Origin of the sequence: Microbacterium sufflavum (genome assembly GCF_023101165.1) — a bacterium.
GTDB lineage: Bacteria > Actinomycetota > Actinomycetes > Actinomycetales > Microbacteriaceae > Microbacterium > Microbacterium sufflavum.
Window position 1 is genome coordinate 2,589,314 of the sequence record NZ_CP078076.1, and the last position, 14,677, is coordinate 2,603,990.

The following is a 14,677-nucleotide window of genomic DNA, read 5'->3' on the forward strand; positions in this document are numbered from 1 at the left end:
TGGAGCCCGGCTCTCTCCGCGAGGAGGGGGCCGGGCTTCGTCGTCGGCGATGTGATCAAAACGTTATCGGAAGTTTCCGCGCCGTTCCCCGGATTGGTCGGGACGTCGGCTGCGGTCGCATACCCTCGAAGTACGCACCGGGGGGTGCTAGTCAGGCAGCGAGGCAGGTCGGCACGCACCGATCGATGCGGGGGTGAGAGTATGCGGTTGTTCAGCGTAGGCGCAGGAACAGCGGCTGATCGCGCCGCGCAGGAACACGAGGACCACCCGTCCGCCCCCATCCCCATCGTCGGCCCCGGCGTCGGCGAGGCCATCCGGCTCCCGCTCGGGGAGACCGGCTTCGAGACCTTCCCGCTCATGCTCGGCGCCGCCGAGTTCGGGTGGAACGTCGACCTGGAGACGAGCCACGGCATCCTGGACCGCTACGCCGAGATCGGCGGGAACGCCATCCACACGGCCGATGGCTTCTCCGGTGGTCGCAGCGAGCACATCCTCGGACAGTGGCTGCGGTCGCGAGACCAGCGGGACCGGGTCGTGTTGAGCGTCCGCATCGGCGCTCACGCCGACAACCCCGGACTCGGCTCGGTCAACCTCGTCCGCGCCGTCGAGGGATCGCTGACGCGGTTGGGCGTGGAGCGCATCGATGTGCTGTACCTCGACGCGACGCTCGATGCGACGACCAACCTGGAAGACACGCTCGCGACGGTCGAGTGGCTGATGGAGGCCGGCAAGATCGGCGCCGTCGGTGCCTACGGACTGAGCCCGGAGCGACTCGTGGAAGCGCGCATCCTGGCCTCGGCCGGATACCCCCGCATCACGGTCATCGACGCGCCGTACAACCTCGTGCGGCGTCAGCCGTTCGAGGGTGACCTGCGGCTGGTGGCCGGAGCGCAGAACCTCGCGGTCACGCCCTCGCACGCTCTCGAGCACGGCTTCTTGTCGGGGCGTCACCGCAACAAGGCGCTCACCTCGCGCGGCGTGCGCGGGGAACAGCTGCGCGGCCACCTCAACCGGCGCGGCATCAAGATCCTCCGTGCACTCGACCAGGTGGCCGAGGAGCTCGGGGTGCCCGTGGCCGCGGTCTCGATCGCCTGGCTCCTGGCGCAGCGCACGGTGACCGCGCCGATCGTGAACACGTTCGCGGCCGAGCAGGTGGACGAGCTCATGCAGGGTGCGGGTGTGGCACTGTCACGGAGTCAGGTGGCCGAGCTCTCCCGCGCGGGCAACTGAACGTCGGCCCACCCGTGACATAGGGTGGAGGAGAGGTCCGGCGGGAGCTGGCGATGAAGCGAGCGAGCGAGTTGTGACGCACTACATATATCTGGTCAGACACGGTGAACATCAGGATGCCGAGCACGGCCTCGCCGACGGACCCCTGTCGCCGCGCGGCCAGCGGCAGGCGGAGCTGATCGCCGACCGCCTGTCCGGGCTTCCGCTCGATGCGGTCTGGCACTCGCCGCTCCTGCGGGCGAACGAGACGGCGAGGGCGATCGCCGGACGTCTTCCGTCGGTCGATCCCGAGCCGACGGCGCTCCTGTTCGACTGCGTGCCCACGGGCATGACGGAGGAGACGCCCTCGGTGTTCGAGCCGTTCTTCGGCTCCGTCACGGAGGCGGAGATCGAGGCCGGCCGCGCGCAGATGTCCGATGCGGTCAACGAGTTCCTGGTCCGCAAGACCGGCGAGGTGCACGAGGTGCTCATCACGCACAACTTCGTGATCTCGTGGTTCGTGCGCGAGGTGCTGGCGGCGCCGGAGTGGCGCTGGATGACGTTGAACCAGTCGCACTGCGGTCTCACCGTGATCGCGCAGAAGCAGGGGCGTCCGTGGACGCTGCTCACTCACAACGACACCGGACACCTGCCCGTGGAGCTGCGCACCGGGATCCCCGACGCGCTCCTCGTGTGACGGCGCGCCTCAGCGCGCCGCGGCTGCGGTCGCTCGCCCGGCCATAGGCTGGACGCATGACCACGAAGGTAGCCCTCGTCGGCGGAACCGGAAAGCTCGGGACGATCATCGGCTCGGTGATCGCGGAGCTCGACGGCTTCGCGGTGACCCGGGTCCTCGGTTCATCGAGCGATCTGTCGGAGTTGCAGGGGGCCGACCTCGTGGTGGATGCCTCCACGCCGCAGATCAGCGTCGACGTGGTGCGCACCGCGGTGGAGCAGGGCAGCAACGTGCTGGTGGCGACGTCGGGCTGGTCGGCCGAGCGCATCGCTCTGGTGCGTCCGCTGGTCGACGCGGCGGGGACGGGTGCGGTCTTCATCCCGAACTTCTCGCTGGGATCCGTGCTCGGCTCGGCGCTGGCCGCCGCTGCGGCACCGTTCTTCGGATCGGCGGAGATCATCGAGGCGCACCGCGAGACGAAGATCGATTCGCCCAGCGGCACGGCGGTCCGCACGGCCGAGCTGATCGCCGCGGCGCGGGCAGAGCAGGGTCCGGTCAGTGCGCCGCACGCGGATCAGCGGGCCCGCGGCCAGCAGGTCGCAAGCGTCCCGATCCATTCCCTCCGCCGTCCCGGCGTGATCGCGAAGCAGGAGGTGATCCTGTCTGGCCCTGGCGAGTCGCTCACCTTGACGCACGACACCACCGACTCGGCCCTCGCGTACGCCCCGGGCATCCGGCTCGCCGTGCCGTATGCCGCGTCGGCGACCGGAGTGGTCGTCGGGCTGGAGAACATGATCGACCTCGGTCTGCGCTCGTGATGTCGCGGATCGGCGTCGGCCTGATGGCGGCGGCGCTCCTGGTCTACCTGGCGGTGGCGGTGTGGCTGGCGGTGATGTTCATCTCCGTCGGCACCCCGGTGTCGATCGGCATGGGCATCACGCTCCTCGTGCTCGCCCCGCTCGGAGCCTGGGCGCTGGTCAGGGAGATGCTGTTCGGATTCGGGGCCGACCGGCTCGGTCGGATCCTCGATGCCGAGGGGGGCATGCCGCCCGTAGAGACCGAGCTCACGCCCAGCGGCCGCCTGGCCCGGGCGGACGCGGATCCTCTGATCGCCCGCTACACCGAGGCCGCGGCGGCCGCTCCGAGCGACTGGCGCGCCCGCTACCGTCTCGGCGTGGTGCAGGACGCCGCCGGACGACGCAAGAACGCGAGGGCGAGCATCCGCGAGGCGATCAGGCTCTTCCGCGCCTGAATCCGACGTCGGATGCCCGCCGCCTGGACGATCAGGCGAGAGTGGCCTCGAGGGTGATGTCGATCCCGGCCAGCGCCTGCGACACCGGGCAGCCGGTCTTGGCGCCCTCGGCGATCTCCTGGAACGCGGCCGGGGTCAGGCCGGGCACGACCGCGTTGACGTTGAGGTGGCTGCCGGTGATGCCGACCCCGGGCTTGAACGTGACGGAGGCACTGGTGTTGACGCGCTCCGGGGGCGTGCCGTTCTCGGCGAGTGCATGCGACAGCGCCATGCTGAAGCAGGAGGCGTGGGCTGCGGCGATCAGCTCCTCCGGAGTGGTGGTGGTGTCGCTGCCTTCGCTGCGGGCCTTCCAGTCGAGCGGGAAGGTGCCGAGGTGCGACGACGAGAACGCGACCGTCCCCGATCCCTCGGTGAGCGATCCGGTCCACGTGGCGGCGGCTTCACTGGTGACGGGCATGGGGGTCCTCCGGTTCTCGCGCTGCGGGGTGAGCAGCGGCACTCCGGGCCAGCCTATCGAGCCGCCGGTCCCCCGGGGAACCGGGTCAGGCGGGCCTCGTGTTCCGTCCGAGCAGGCCGGTGCGCTGGAGGATCAGGTAGAGCTGGCAGCCCAGGCAGAACGAGAAGGCGGCGTTCAGGAACGCAGCGACGAAGGCCGCACCGGTGGCGACCGGCAGCGCCCAGGGGACTCCCGCGAGGTGCAGGACGAGGCCGGCACCGACCACGACGAGTCCGACCCCCTGCGCGAACCGTGGAGGTCGCGGGTCCTCCAGCTCGGAGGGTGGCGCGAGGCGCGGGCGGACGACGCTGCGGAACAGCGCACCCCATGGCGCGGTCGGCGGTGACACGACGCTCCAGAGGAAGAGCAGCGCGATCACGAGCGCGAGCAGGCAGCCGGGGTCGGTCAGTCGCTCGAGGGGTGAGGCGGCGACGATCGCCCAGTCGCCCGCGGGCTCGGTCCGGTGGGTGGAGACGCCGGTCAGCGCCAGGAACGTGGCGATGAGCAGCAGGACGCTGGTGATCGTCGCGGCGAACCGTGGTCCTCGCGGGTCGATGCCGACGGGAGTGGACATGAGACCTCCGGGTGTGGTCACGCCGCAGCGACGGCGTCGGTGAGGGCGTGCCGCTGCGGCACGCCGTGGAAACGGGCGACGACCTCGCCACTGCCGTCCACCACGAGGGTGGTCGGGGTCTGCAGCACGCGGTAGCGGCTGGCGAGGTCGGGACGCGTGGTGAGGTCGATCTCGACGTGGCGCAGTCCGTCCTGTTCCGCGGCGTAGCTGCCCAGGAGTCGACGGACCTGTGGGCACTTCGCGCACAGCTCGGTGCTGAACTGCACGAGTGTCGCGCGTTGCCCGAGTGGAGTCCCCGCGTCGGCAGGATCGAACCGGACGACTCCGGCGCGGCGCTGAGCGCCCTCGCGGTGGCGCAGCACGGCGCCCGCGACGACCGCGGCGCCGAGCAGCACCGCCACGACGGCGAGGGCGAGCACGGGCGACATGCGTCGAGACTAAGCGCGCGCGAGTCATGCGGGCCCGCATGTTTCCGCGGATGACGCCCCGGCGGCACAGCGCAGATCCGCCCTCGGGGCGAGCGGGCCGGGTATCCTGACTCCCATGAGCGCCCCCGTCCCGACCCCGTACGAAGACCTGCTCCGCGACGTCCTCGAGACGGGGACGCACAAGAGCGATCGCACCGGCACCGGGACCACCAGCGTCTTCGGCCGTCAGATCCGGTTCGACCTCTCCCAGGGCTTCCCGCTGATCACGACCAAGCGCGTGCACTTCAAGTCGATCGCCTACGAGTTGCTCTGGTTCCTCCGCGGCGACTCCAACGTCGGCTGGCTGCAGGAGAACGGCGTGACGATCTGGGACGAATGGGCGGACGCGGAGGGTGACCTCGGACCCGTGTACGGCGTGCAATGGCGTTCGTGGCCCACCCCGGACGGGGGCAGCATCGACCAGCTGTCCGAGGTGATCGAGCAGATCCGTCGCACCCCGGACTCGCGACGCCTGATCGTGTCGGCGTGGAACCCCGCCGCCATCCCGGACATGGCTCTCGCGCCGTGTCACGCCCTCTTCCAGTTCTACGTGGCCGACGGCAAGCTCTCCTGCCAGCTGTACCAGCGCAGCGCCGACATGTTCCTCGGCGTGCCCTTCAACATCGCGTCCTATGCCCTGCTGACGATGATGATCGCGCAGCAGGTCGGGCTGGAACCGGGCGACTTCGTCTGGACGGGCGGCGACTGCCACGTGTACGACAACCACGTCGACCAGGTGCGCGAGCAGCTGACGAGGGAGCCCTTCCCGTATCCGACGCTGCGCTTCGCCCGCACCCCGGAATCGATCTTCGACTATCGCTACGAGGACTTCGTGGTGGAGGACTATCAGCACCACGCGCCGATCAGGGCGGCGGTGGCGGTATGACCTGGGTCGGGCTGATCTGGGCGCAGGCCCACGGCGGAGTGATCGGCGCCGAGGGCGGCATGCCGTGGCACGTTCCCGAAGATCTGGCGCACTTCAAGGAGATCACGCACGGAGCGCCCGTGATCATGGGGCGCAAGACCTGGGATTCGCTGCCCGAGCGGTTCCGGCCGCTCCCCGGGCGCGACAACCTCGTCGTCACGCGCCAGCAGGACTGGGCGGCGGACGGGGCCTCCCGTGCCGCGACCGTGGCCGAGGCCGTGCGCGGCCGCGACAGGGTGTGGATCATCGGAGGGGCGGAGATCTTCCGCCAGGTGATCGGCGACGCCGACAGGCTCGAGGTCACCGAGATCGACCTCGACGTCGACGGCGACGCGTTCGCGCCTCCGACGACGGGGTGGCGGCTCGTGGACGAGGGGGAGTGGCAGACCTCGCGCACGGGCGTGCGGTATCGCTTCCTGGGATACGAGCGCTGATGCCCACCGCACTCATCACGGGAGCCAGCGCCGGCCTCGGCGCGGAGTTCGCGCGTCAGCTCGCCCGACGTCGGGGAGACCTCATCCTGGTCGCCCGCTCGGCCGACGCGCTCGAGGCCCTCGCGGCGGAGCTGCGCAGCGAGTATGGCGTCGCGGTCGAGGTGCTCGTCGCCGACCTGTCGGAGGAGGAGGGCGTCTCGCGCGTCGCCGAGCGCCTGCGGGACACGTCCGATCCGGTCGATCTGCTCGTGAACAACGCCGGCTTCGGACTGCCGTTGCAGTTCGCGGACAACGACATCGACGACGAGGTGCGGCACCTGCGTGTCCACGTGGAGGCACCGATGCGCCTCATGCACGCCGCACTCCAGAGCATGCGCGGCCGCGGAGGACGCATCATCAACGTCGCGTCGGTCGCCGGGTTCATCTCCCGGTCGACGTACTCGGCATGCAAGGCGTGGCTGATCGGCTTCAGCCGCTGGGCGAACGCGGAGTACGCGCGCGACGGCGTGACGGTCACGGCGCTCGGCCCCGGCTTCACGCACACGTCCTTCCACGAGCGCATGGGCCTCGCGGTGGGGCAGGAGGGGGTTCCGGGTCTCCTGTGGCTCGACGCCCCGTCGGTGGTGCGCACCGGTCTTCGTGATGCCGCCCGTGGGAAGCCTGTGTCGATCCCGTCCCTCCGCTACAAGGTCGTTGTCGCGGTCGCCCGCGTGCTCCCGCAGTCGCTGACCTCCGCCGTGGCGCGGCGCGGGCGCGTCTGAGGGTCTCAGCGGAAGCGTCCGAGCCGGATGCCGGCCAGGGCGAGGGCGGCGATGGTCTCTCCATCGGTGATCCGTCCATCCGTGATCATCGCGAGGGCGTCGGCGAACGGCACCCACGAGACCGACTCGATGCCCTCCTCGGCCCGGGTGCCGGTCGCTTCGTCCACACGACGGATCGCGCGTGCCAGGAACACGTGCTCCGTCGCGACGGCGATCCCGTTGAGGGCGTTCATGGTGCCGAGCTCGGTCCAGTCGTCGGCCGTGTGACCGGTCTCCTCGAGGAACTCGCGGCGGGCGGCCACGAGCGGTTCTTCGCCGTCGGTGCCCCCCGCGGGGATCTCGAGCGACGGCCCCACGGTGTACCGGTCAAGAGTGACGAGGCACACGCGGTCGTCGGCGTCGACCGCGACCACGAACACGGCGGGGTGCTGCATCTCGACCACGCCGTAGATCCCTCGGCCGCTCGGACCGGTGACCTGGTCCTCGCGTACGCGGATCCAGGGGTTCTCGTAGGCGAGGCGCGACGCGTGCGTGATCCATCCCATGGCGTGAGCCTAGGCGGCGCGGTCCGCGGCCGCGCCACGTGACCCGATACGCTGGTGTCATGACGCACTCGGGCAACCCTTTCGGACAGGTTCTCGTCGCGCTCGTCACTCCGATGACGGCCGACGGCGAAGTCGACTGGCCCGCCGTCGAGAAGCACATCGATGACGTGATCACCGCGGGAGCGGACGGCATCGTCGTGACGGGAACGACCGGCGAGACCTCGACCCTGACGGACCCCGAGAAGCTGAAGCTGGTCGAGGTCGGCAAGTCGGTCTCCGCCGGCCGCGCCAAGATCATCACCGGCGGTGGATCGAACGAGACCGCGCACGCGATCGAGCTCTACAAGGCCAGCGAGAAGGCCGGTGCCGACGGCATCATGATCGTCACGCCGTACTACAACAAGCCGACGCAGGCCGGCATCCTGACGCACTTCCGCCTCGTCGCGGACGCCACGGACCTTCCGGTCATCCTGTACGACATCCCCGGTCGTACGGGCGTTCCGATCAAGTACGAGACGATCCTCCGCCTCGCGAAGCACCCGAACATCCTCGCCGTGAAGGACGCCAAGGGAGACTTCTCCGAGGTGAGCCGCGTGCTCAACCAGACCGATCTGATGTACTTCTCGGGCGATGACGCGAACGTCCTGCCGCATCTCGCGATCGGTGCGACAGGGCTCATCGGGGTCACGGCCAACATCACGGCCACGCCCTACCGCACGATCGTGGATGCGGTGAACCGGGGCGACCTCGCCACCGCCACCGCCGAGCACAAGCGCCTCGAGCCTCTGGTGCGCGCCGTCATGACGCACGTCCCCGGCACGGTCGCCGCGAAGTACATCCTGCACGGGCTCGGTCGCATCTCGAGCCCGCGCGTCCGGCTGCCGCTGGTGGGCCCGGAGGAGTGGGAGGCCGCGCTGATCGAGGACGAGCTCGATCTGGTCGCCGGAGTTCCCGGTGCGGACTTCTCGAACTTCCGTCCCGACCGCAACGCGGCCGCGGGCGGCGCCCTGCCGAAGGTGCACGGCACGACGCGCTGAGTCGCGTCCCCATGAACGAACGGACGCGCGAAGTGTCCGACTGAGGAGACAGCATGTCCATTCCCCTGGCCGAACCGTCCGCTCTCGACGAAGGAACGCTGCGGGTCATCCCGGTCGGCGGCCTCGGCGAGGTCGGCCGCAACATGACCGTGTTCGAGTACGACGGCAAGATCCTGATCGTCGATTGCGGCGTGCTGTTCCCCGAGGAGCACCAGCCCGGCGTCGACCTGATCCTGCCCGACTTCGAGCCCATCCGCGACCGTCTCGACGACATCGTCGGCGTGGTGCTCACGCACGGGCACGAGGACCACATCGGCGCCGTGCCGTACCTGCTGCGCCTGAAGAGCGACATCCCCCTGATCGGCTCCGGCCTGACGCTCGCGCTCGTCGAGGCGAAGCTCAAGGAGCACCGGATCAAGGCGTTCACCCTCACCGTCAAGGAGGGGCAGAAGGAGAGGGTCGGGCCGTTCGACCTCGAGTTCGTGGCCGTCAACCACTCCATCCCCGACGCACTCGCCGTCGCGATCCGCACGCCGGCGGGCATGGTGCTCGCGACGGGCGACTTCAAGATGGATCAGCTGCCGCTGGACGGCCGCATCACCGACCTGCGCGCGTTCTCGCGGCTGGGGGAGGAGGGCGTCGACCTCTTCCTCGTCGACTCCACGAACGCCGACGTCCCCGGGTTCACCCCGACCGAGCGCTCGATCGGGCCGGTCCTCGACCAGGTCATCGGCAAGGCTCCGCGCCGCGTCATCGTCGCCAGCTTTTCCAGCCACGTGCACCGCGTGCAGCAGGTGATCGACGCCGCGCACGCGCACGGACGGCGCGTCGCCTTCCTCGGTCGCAGCATGGTGCGCAACATGACCATCGCCGAGCAGCTCGGCTACCTCAAGGTGCCCGCGGGCGTGCTGATCGACTTCAAGAAGGCTCGCGACCTGCCCGACGAGCAGATCGTCTACATGTCGACGGGGTCGCAGGGCGAGCCGATGGCGGTGCTCAGCCGCATGGCGAACCTCGACCACGCGATCGAGGTGAGCGAGGGTGACACGGTCATCCTCGCCTCGAGCCTCATCCCCGGCAACGAGAACGCGGTCTACCGCGTGATCGACGGCCTCACGAAGCTCGGCGCGAACGTGGTCCACAAGGCGAACGCGCGGGTGCACGTGTCCGGCCACGCGGCGGCGGGTGAGCTGCTCTACTGCTACAACATCCTCAAGCCGAAGAACGTCCTCCCGGTGCACGGGGAGTACCGCCACCTGATCGCCAACGCCAAGCTCGCGCAGGACACGGGCATCCCGGAGGAGAACACGATCATCGCCTCCAACGGCACCGTGATCGACCTCAAGGACGGCGTGGCCCGCGTGAGCGGACAGCTCGACCTCGGGTTCGTGTATGTGGACGGTTCGACGGTGGGCGAGATCACCGACGCCGATCTGAAGGACCGGCGCATCCTGGGCGAGGAGGGGTTCATCTCGGTCATCGTCGTGGTGGACGCGGCGACCGGTCGCATCATCTCCGGCCCCGAGATCCACGCCCGCGGCGTGGCGGAGGACGACTCGGTCTTCGACGACGTCGCGCCGAAGATCGTCGCCGCGCTCAAGGAGGCTTCGGGCAACGGCGTGCGCGACACGCACGCCCTCTCCCAGGTCGTGCGCCGCACGATCGGCCGCTGGGTCAACCAGAAGCTCCGTCGCCGCCCGATGATCGTGCCCCTCGTCATCGAGGCCTGACCCCGGATAGCCGCGGAAAGCCGCGTCATTGCGCGGAGATGTCGGCTGTTGGACGTAGCGTGGGAGCATGGCCAGGAGCACCACGAAGACCGAGCGCGCGTCGACGACCGCGTCGTCGCGCCCCAAGCGGCAGTCGGCTTCCAAGGCGGCGCCGGCACCCAAGAAGTACGTCGACGAAGCGGACAAGCCTCCGGTCGCCGTCCGCGCCTGGAACGGCCTGGCGCACGCGGTCGGCGGTCTCTTCCGTGCGTTCGGGCCGGAGACGCTCGAGAAGGACGACCGTCGCGACGGCTTCCCGTTCTTCCTGGTGATCCTGGCGGTGCTGGGCGCCGTCAACGAGTGGTTCTTCATCGGCAACGAGATCGCGGCGAACATCAGCGCCTATTCGGTCGGTCTGTTCGTCGGCCGGGTCGCGTTCATCATGCCGGTGCTGTTGCTCCTCCTGGCCGGCTGGCTTTTCCGGCACCCCTCCTCCGTGCACGACAACGGGCGCATCGGGATCGGCTTCGGCCTGTTCGTGCTGGCGCTGTCGGCGATCTTCCATGTGGCCGGACCGCGGCCCCATCCGAACCAGGGGATGCCGGCTCTGAGCGAATCGGGCGGTCTCCTCGGCTGGCTCCTCGGACAGCCGGTCTCCTACCTCACCGACATCCCCGCCTACGTGCTGCTGTCGCTGCTGGTCGTCCTCAGCATCCTGATCCTGACCAAGACTCCGCCGAACCGCATCGGTTCGCGTCTCGGCGACCTCTACGCGTGGATGTTCGACGCGGAGCGCCCGGAGAAGCCGACGAAGGACGCGGCGGCGATCGACGAGGCCGACAAGGTCGACGATCCCGACGTGCTGCCCTGGTGGCGCCGAAACAAGACGGGCCGCGAGGAGGATCCGGACGAGGGGACGCTCGGTTCCGACGACATCACGGCACTGCTCACCACGAACGAGCCGACGCCCGCGTACGACCAGGCGATCACGGTCGCCAATCCTTCGGAGGCAGCCACTGAGGTGCTCTCCGACGTCCGGTCCATCGCCGACTCCCTCGCTGAGCAGCAGACCACGGCCCTCCTCGACGACGAGTCCGACACGGGCGAGATGCCCGAGCTCCCCGGGCTCGACGGCTTCGGTACCGAAGGGCCGGGGGAGCGGGGGCCACAGGCTCCGGTCGCTCCGTACATCCTTCCGTCGCCCGGCGTGCTCTCCGAGGGGCCGCCCTCGGTCGCGCGTTCCGACGCGAACGACCGCATCGTCGAGCAGATCACCAGCGTCCTCGACCAGTTCAAGGTCGACGCGAAGGTCACCGGCTTCTCGCGCGGCCCGACGGTCACGCAGTACGAGGTCGAGGTCGGTCACGGCGTCAAGGTCGAGAAGATCCTGCAGCTCAGCAACAACTTCGCCTACGCCGTCGCCTCGAACGACGTCCGCATCCTCTCTCCGATCCCTGGCAAGAGCGCGATCGGCATCGAGATCCCGAACACCGACCGGGAGACGGTGGCCCTCGGCGACGTGCTGCGTTCCGCCGCAGCGCAGAAGAGCACTCACCCGCTCACGATCGGCGTCGGCAAGGACGTGGGCGGCAACTTCGTCGTCGCGAACCTCGCCAAGATGCCGCATCTCCTCGTGGCCGGCTCCACCGGCTCGGGTAAATCGAGCTTCGTGAACTCGATGATCACGAGTCTGCTGATGCGCGCTCGCCCGGCGGATGTGCGCATGGTGCTGATCGACCCGAAGCGCGTGGAGCTCACGAGCTATGCCGGGGTGCCGCACCTCATCACCCCCATCATCACGAACCCCAAGAAGGCGGCTGAGGCGCTGCAGTGGGTCGTGAAGGAGATGGACATGCGCTACGACGACCTCGCGTCGTTCGGCTTCCGTCACATCGACGACTTCAACCGGGCGGTCCGCGCCGGGGAGGTCGAGGTGCCGGTGGGCAGCGAGCGGGTGCTCAAGCCCTATCCGTATCTCCTCGTCGTGGTGGACGAGCTCGCCGACCTCATGATGGTCGCGCCGCGTGACGTCGAGGATTCGATCGTCCGCATCACCCAGCTGGCCCGTGCCTCCGGGATCCACCTCGTCCTCGCCACGCAGCGTCCGAGCGTCGACGTCGTCACCGGTCTCATCAAGGCCAACGTGCCGTCCCGGCTCGCGTTCGCGGTCACGAGCGTCACCGACAGCCGCGTGATCCTCGACAGCCCCGGCGCCGACAAGCTGATCGGTCAGGGAGACGCGCTCTTCTCGCCGATGGGCTCGTCGAAGCCCTTCCGCCTGCAGGGTGCGTGGGTGGACGAGAAGGAGATCGACGCCGTCGTCAAGCACGTCACGCGTCAGGCTCGACCGGAGTACCGCGCCGATGTGCAGGAGGCGATGGAGCCGAGCAAGAAGAAAGAGGTCGACGAGGACATCGGCGACGACCTCGAGCTCCTCCTCGCCGCGGCCGAGCTCATCATCTCGTCGCAGTTCGGATCCACGTCGATGCTGCAGCGCAAGCTCCGTGTCGGGTTCGCGAAGGCCGGCCGGCTCATGGATCTGCTCGAGTCGCGTGAGGTCGTCGGCCCGTCGGAGGGGTCGAAGGCCCGCGACGTGCTGGCCACCCCGGAGCAGCTGCCGCAGGTCATGGCTCGCCTTCGCGGCGAGGACGTGCCCGCGTCCGCTCCGAGCGCCGGCGCACCGGCCGCCGCACCTCCGTCGCCCGAGCGCGACCCGATCGCGGGGCAGTACGACGGGCTTCCGGTCGTGGAGGCGGAAGGCGATGAAGACGCCTGGGGCCTGACGGGACGCGACTGATGGCCATTCCCCGGCAGCTCCCCAACGCGATCACGGTGGCGCGGATCCCGCTCGCGGTGGTCTTCTTCGTTCTCCTGCTCCTCGGTGGCACCTATGGAATCCCGGATCCAGTGGTGCGTTGGATCGCCGGCATCCTCTTCATCGTGGCCATCTCGACCGACTGGGTCGACGGGTATCTCGCGCGTCGCTACGACATTGTGAGCGACTTCGGGAAGCTGTGGGATCCGATCGCCGACAAGCTCCTCACGGGGGCCGGCTTCATCGGGCTGGCCATTCTGGGCGAGGTCAACTGGTGGGTCGTGATCGTGATCCTCGTCCGCGAGTGGGGTATCACGATCCATCGTCTGGTGGTCGCGAGCGAGCATGTCGTCGCTGCCGCCTGGATGGGCAAGATCAAGACCGCGTTCCAGGGCGTGGCCCTCGGCTGGGCGTTGTTGCCGCTTCACGTGTGGATCGGTCTCGGTCCGTGGACGACCATCACCTTCGTGCTCATGCTGATCGTGCTCGTCCTCACGGTGGTCAGCGGAATCGACTACATCGTGGCGCAGGTACGCGGTTCGCGACAGCGGTCATGACGTCGTTCACCCCTGAGATGGTCGTGGGCGCCCTGCGCGCGCGCGGCTGGACGCTCGGGGTCGCCGAGTCGCTGACCGGCGGCGCGGTCTGCGCGGCGCTGGTCGCCGTTCCCGGAGCCTCCGCCGTCCTCCTCGGCGGCGTGGTCGCGTATGCGACGCCGGTCAAGCATTCGCTGCTCGGGGTGGACGCCGAGCTGCTCGCGACACAGGGACCCGTCCATCCCGAGGTGGCGCGGCAGATGGCCGAGGGGGTTCGCCACGCCGTCGCCGTCGACGGACGGTCGGCGGACGTCGGTATCTCCACCACCGGGATCGCCGGGCCGCAGTCGTCGGACGGTCAGCCGGTCGGGACCGTCCATCTGGGCGTCGTCACTCCGGAGGGCACTCGCACGGAGGCGTTCGTCTTCGACGGCGACCGAGCGGCGGTGCGCGCGCAGTCGGTGGCGATGCTGGTGCGAATGCTGGCTGAGGCGGTCGGGGAATACGAGCCGACAGCCGAAGGTTGATACCGATGTGCTCACATTCAAACCACAGAGTGCAAGGGTAGATTCTGTGCAGGCCAGGAGGGCTAGACTGGCTGTCTCTTCGAGGGGAACCTCGATCGAACACATGGGGAGGAGGTTCCGATGATTCTTGTACGACAGGAAATCGGCGATGTGCTGAGGGACTTCCGCTTGCAGAAGGGGCGCACCCTCCGGCAGGTCGCAAGCAAGGCGTCCGTCGCGCTCGGCTACCTCAGCGAGGTCGAACGCGGACAGAAGGAGGCGTCGAGCGAGATCCTCGCCTCGGTCGCGGAGGCCCTCGACGTTCCCATCTCCACCATCATGCGCGAGGTCGGGGATCGCATCTCCGTCCTCGAGGGCATCCAGGTCTTCCCCGACGTCGTTCCCGACGATCTGGTCGCCTCGGTCGAGCCCGAGCTCTCGCTGCACTGACCACTCGGCCGGGTGACGATGCGACGTAGCGAATTCCTTCGCGCCGTCGACGCGGAGTTCCAGGCGCGAGGGCCGTCACTGGTGAACGACCTCAGTCTGACGGCGGTCAACGGCCGTACCGCGAGCGAAGCGCTGGCGGACGGCGTGCCGCCCCGGGAGATCTGGCTCGCCCTGTGCGAGGAGATGGATGTTCCGCTGTCTCGGCGGCATGGCGTCGGACGGCTGGAGCCGCGGAGCCGCTGAGTTGCTGCTCTCGTGCTCCGGGGTGTGCGGAACTCCGACACG

The 14,677-nt window shown here is 69.2% G+C and carries 18 protein-coding genes; 14 read left to right on the forward strand and 4 right to left on the reverse strand.

The genetic code is table 11. The features are described 5' to 3' along the window. Positions 1-201 precede the first annotated feature (201 nt). From KV394_RS12505 to KV394_RS12520, 4 genes are all read left to right on the forward strand, one after another. On the forward strand, positions 202-1,230 hold the full coding sequence (locus tag KV394_RS12505; RefSeq protein ID WP_136035041.1) for an aldo/keto reductase: 1,029 nt from the start codon (positions 202-204) through the stop codon (positions 1,228-1,230). Between the two features lie 73 nt (positions 1,231-1,303). Continuing rightward, positions 1,304-1,906, forward strand: coding sequence for a histidine phosphatase family protein (locus KV394_RS12510; RefSeq protein ID WP_136035039.1), 603 nt, complete (start codon positions 1,304-1,306; stop codon positions 1,904-1,906). 56 nt (positions 1,907-1,962) lie between these two features. Continuing rightward, a complete protein-coding gene (dapB, locus tag KV394_RS12515) occupies positions 1,963-2,703 on the forward strand; it encodes a 4-hydroxy-tetrahydrodipicolinate reductase (RefSeq protein WP_136035037.1) in 741 nt (246 codons plus the stop codon). Then, a complete protein-coding gene (locus KV394_RS12520) occupies positions 2,703-3,137 on the forward strand; it encodes a hypothetical protein (RefSeq protein WP_247981582.1) in 435 nt (144 codons plus the stop codon). The genes dapB and KV394_RS12520 overlap by 1 nt, the downstream gene beginning before the upstream one ends. A 31-nt stretch (positions 3,138-3,168) precedes the next feature. Here the strand turns inward: KV394_RS12520 and KV394_RS12525 are convergent, their stop codons facing one another. The 3 genes from KV394_RS12525 to KV394_RS12535 form a co-directional block, all read right to left on the reverse strand. Further along, the gene (locus KV394_RS12525) at positions 3,169-3,594 is read right to left on the reverse strand and encodes an OsmC family peroxiredoxin (protein ID WP_136035033.1); all 426 of its coding nucleotides are present in this window, start codon (positions 3,592-3,594) and stop codon (positions 3,169-3,171) included. An 85-nt stretch (positions 3,595-3,679) separates the two neighbouring features. Beyond that, entirely contained in the window at positions 3,680-4,207 is a 528-nt protein-coding gene (locus KV394_RS12530; protein ID WP_247981583.1) for a DUF4395 domain-containing protein, read from the reverse strand. A gap of 17 nt (positions 4,208-4,224) precedes the next feature. Then, complete coding sequence (locus KV394_RS12535; RefSeq protein ID WP_136036715.1) at positions 4,225-4,635, reverse strand: thioredoxin family protein; 411 nt, start codon at positions 4,633-4,635, stop codon at positions 4,225-4,227. Between the two features lie 115 nt (positions 4,636-4,750). On the opposite strand from KV394_RS12535, the gene KV394_RS12540 reads away from it, so the two are divergent. Genes KV394_RS12540 through KV394_RS12550 form a run of 3 tightly spaced genes read left to right on the forward strand, consistent with a single transcriptional unit; the run spans position 4,751 to position 6,794 of the window. Beyond that, on the forward strand, positions 4,751-5,560 hold the full coding sequence (locus tag KV394_RS12540) for a thymidylate synthase (RefSeq protein WP_136036716.1): 810 nt from the start codon (positions 4,751-4,753) through the stop codon (positions 5,558-5,560). Next, the gene (locus tag KV394_RS12545) at positions 5,557-6,033 is read left to right on the forward strand and encodes a dihydrofolate reductase (protein ID WP_136036717.1); all 477 of its coding nucleotides are present in this window, start codon (positions 5,557-5,559) and stop codon (positions 6,031-6,033) included. The genes KV394_RS12540 and KV394_RS12545 overlap by 4 nt, the downstream gene beginning before the upstream one ends. Further along, positions 6,033-6,794, forward strand: coding sequence for an SDR family NAD(P)-dependent oxidoreductase (locus KV394_RS12550; protein WP_247981584.1), 762 nt, complete (start codon positions 6,033-6,035; stop codon positions 6,792-6,794). The genes KV394_RS12545 and KV394_RS12550 overlap by 1 nt, the downstream gene beginning before the upstream one ends. A gap of 5 nt (positions 6,795-6,799) precedes the next feature. On the opposite strand, the gene KV394_RS12555 is transcribed toward KV394_RS12550, so the two are convergent. Beyond that, entirely contained in the window at positions 6,800-7,339 is a 540-nt protein-coding gene (locus KV394_RS12555) for an NUDIX domain-containing protein (protein WP_247981585.1), read from the reverse strand. A gap of 59 nt (positions 7,340-7,398) precedes the next feature. On the opposite strand from KV394_RS12555, the gene dapA reads away from it, so the two are divergent. The 7 genes from dapA (at position 7,399) to KV394_RS12590 (ending at position 14,635) form a co-directional block, all read left to right on the forward strand. Next, positions 7,399-8,376, forward strand: coding sequence for a 4-hydroxy-tetrahydrodipicolinate synthase (gene dapA, locus KV394_RS12560; RefSeq protein WP_136035020.1), 978 nt, complete (start codon positions 7,399-7,401; stop codon positions 8,374-8,376). Positions 8,377-8,429: 53 nt separating this feature from the next. After that, on the forward strand, positions 8,430-10,106 hold the full coding sequence (locus tag KV394_RS12565; protein WP_136035018.1) for a ribonuclease J: 1,677 nt from the start codon (positions 8,430-8,432) through the stop codon (positions 10,104-10,106). A gap of 67 nt (positions 10,107-10,173) precedes the next feature. After that, a complete protein-coding gene (locus KV394_RS12570) occupies positions 10,174-12,882 on the forward strand; it encodes a DNA translocase FtsK (protein ID WP_136036721.1) in 2,709 nt (902 codons plus the stop codon). Beyond that, positions 12,882-13,457: a CDP-diacylglycerol--glycerol-3-phosphate 3-phosphatidyltransferase gene (gene pgsA, locus KV394_RS12575; protein WP_247981586.1), complete on the forward strand. Its 576-nt coding sequence runs from the start codon at positions 12,882-12,884 to the stop codon at positions 13,455-13,457. The genes KV394_RS12570 and pgsA overlap by 1 nt, the downstream gene beginning before the upstream one ends. After that, positions 13,454-13,963: a CinA family protein gene (locus KV394_RS12580; protein WP_247981587.1), complete on the forward strand. Its 510-nt coding sequence runs from the start codon at positions 13,454-13,456 to the stop codon at positions 13,961-13,963. Before pgsA ends, KV394_RS12580 begins: the two co-directional genes overlap by 4 nt. 120 nt (positions 13,964-14,083) lie before the next feature. Then, the gene (locus KV394_RS12585; protein WP_136036724.1) at positions 14,084-14,392 is read left to right on the forward strand and encodes a helix-turn-helix domain-containing protein; all 309 of its coding nucleotides are present in this window, start codon (positions 14,084-14,086) and stop codon (positions 14,390-14,392) included. An 18-nt stretch (positions 14,393-14,410) separates the two neighbouring features. After that, positions 14,411-14,635, forward strand: coding sequence for a DUF3046 domain-containing protein (locus KV394_RS12590; RefSeq protein ID WP_136035009.1), 225 nt, complete (start codon positions 14,411-14,413; stop codon positions 14,633-14,635). Positions 14,636-14,677 lie beyond the last annotated feature (42 nt).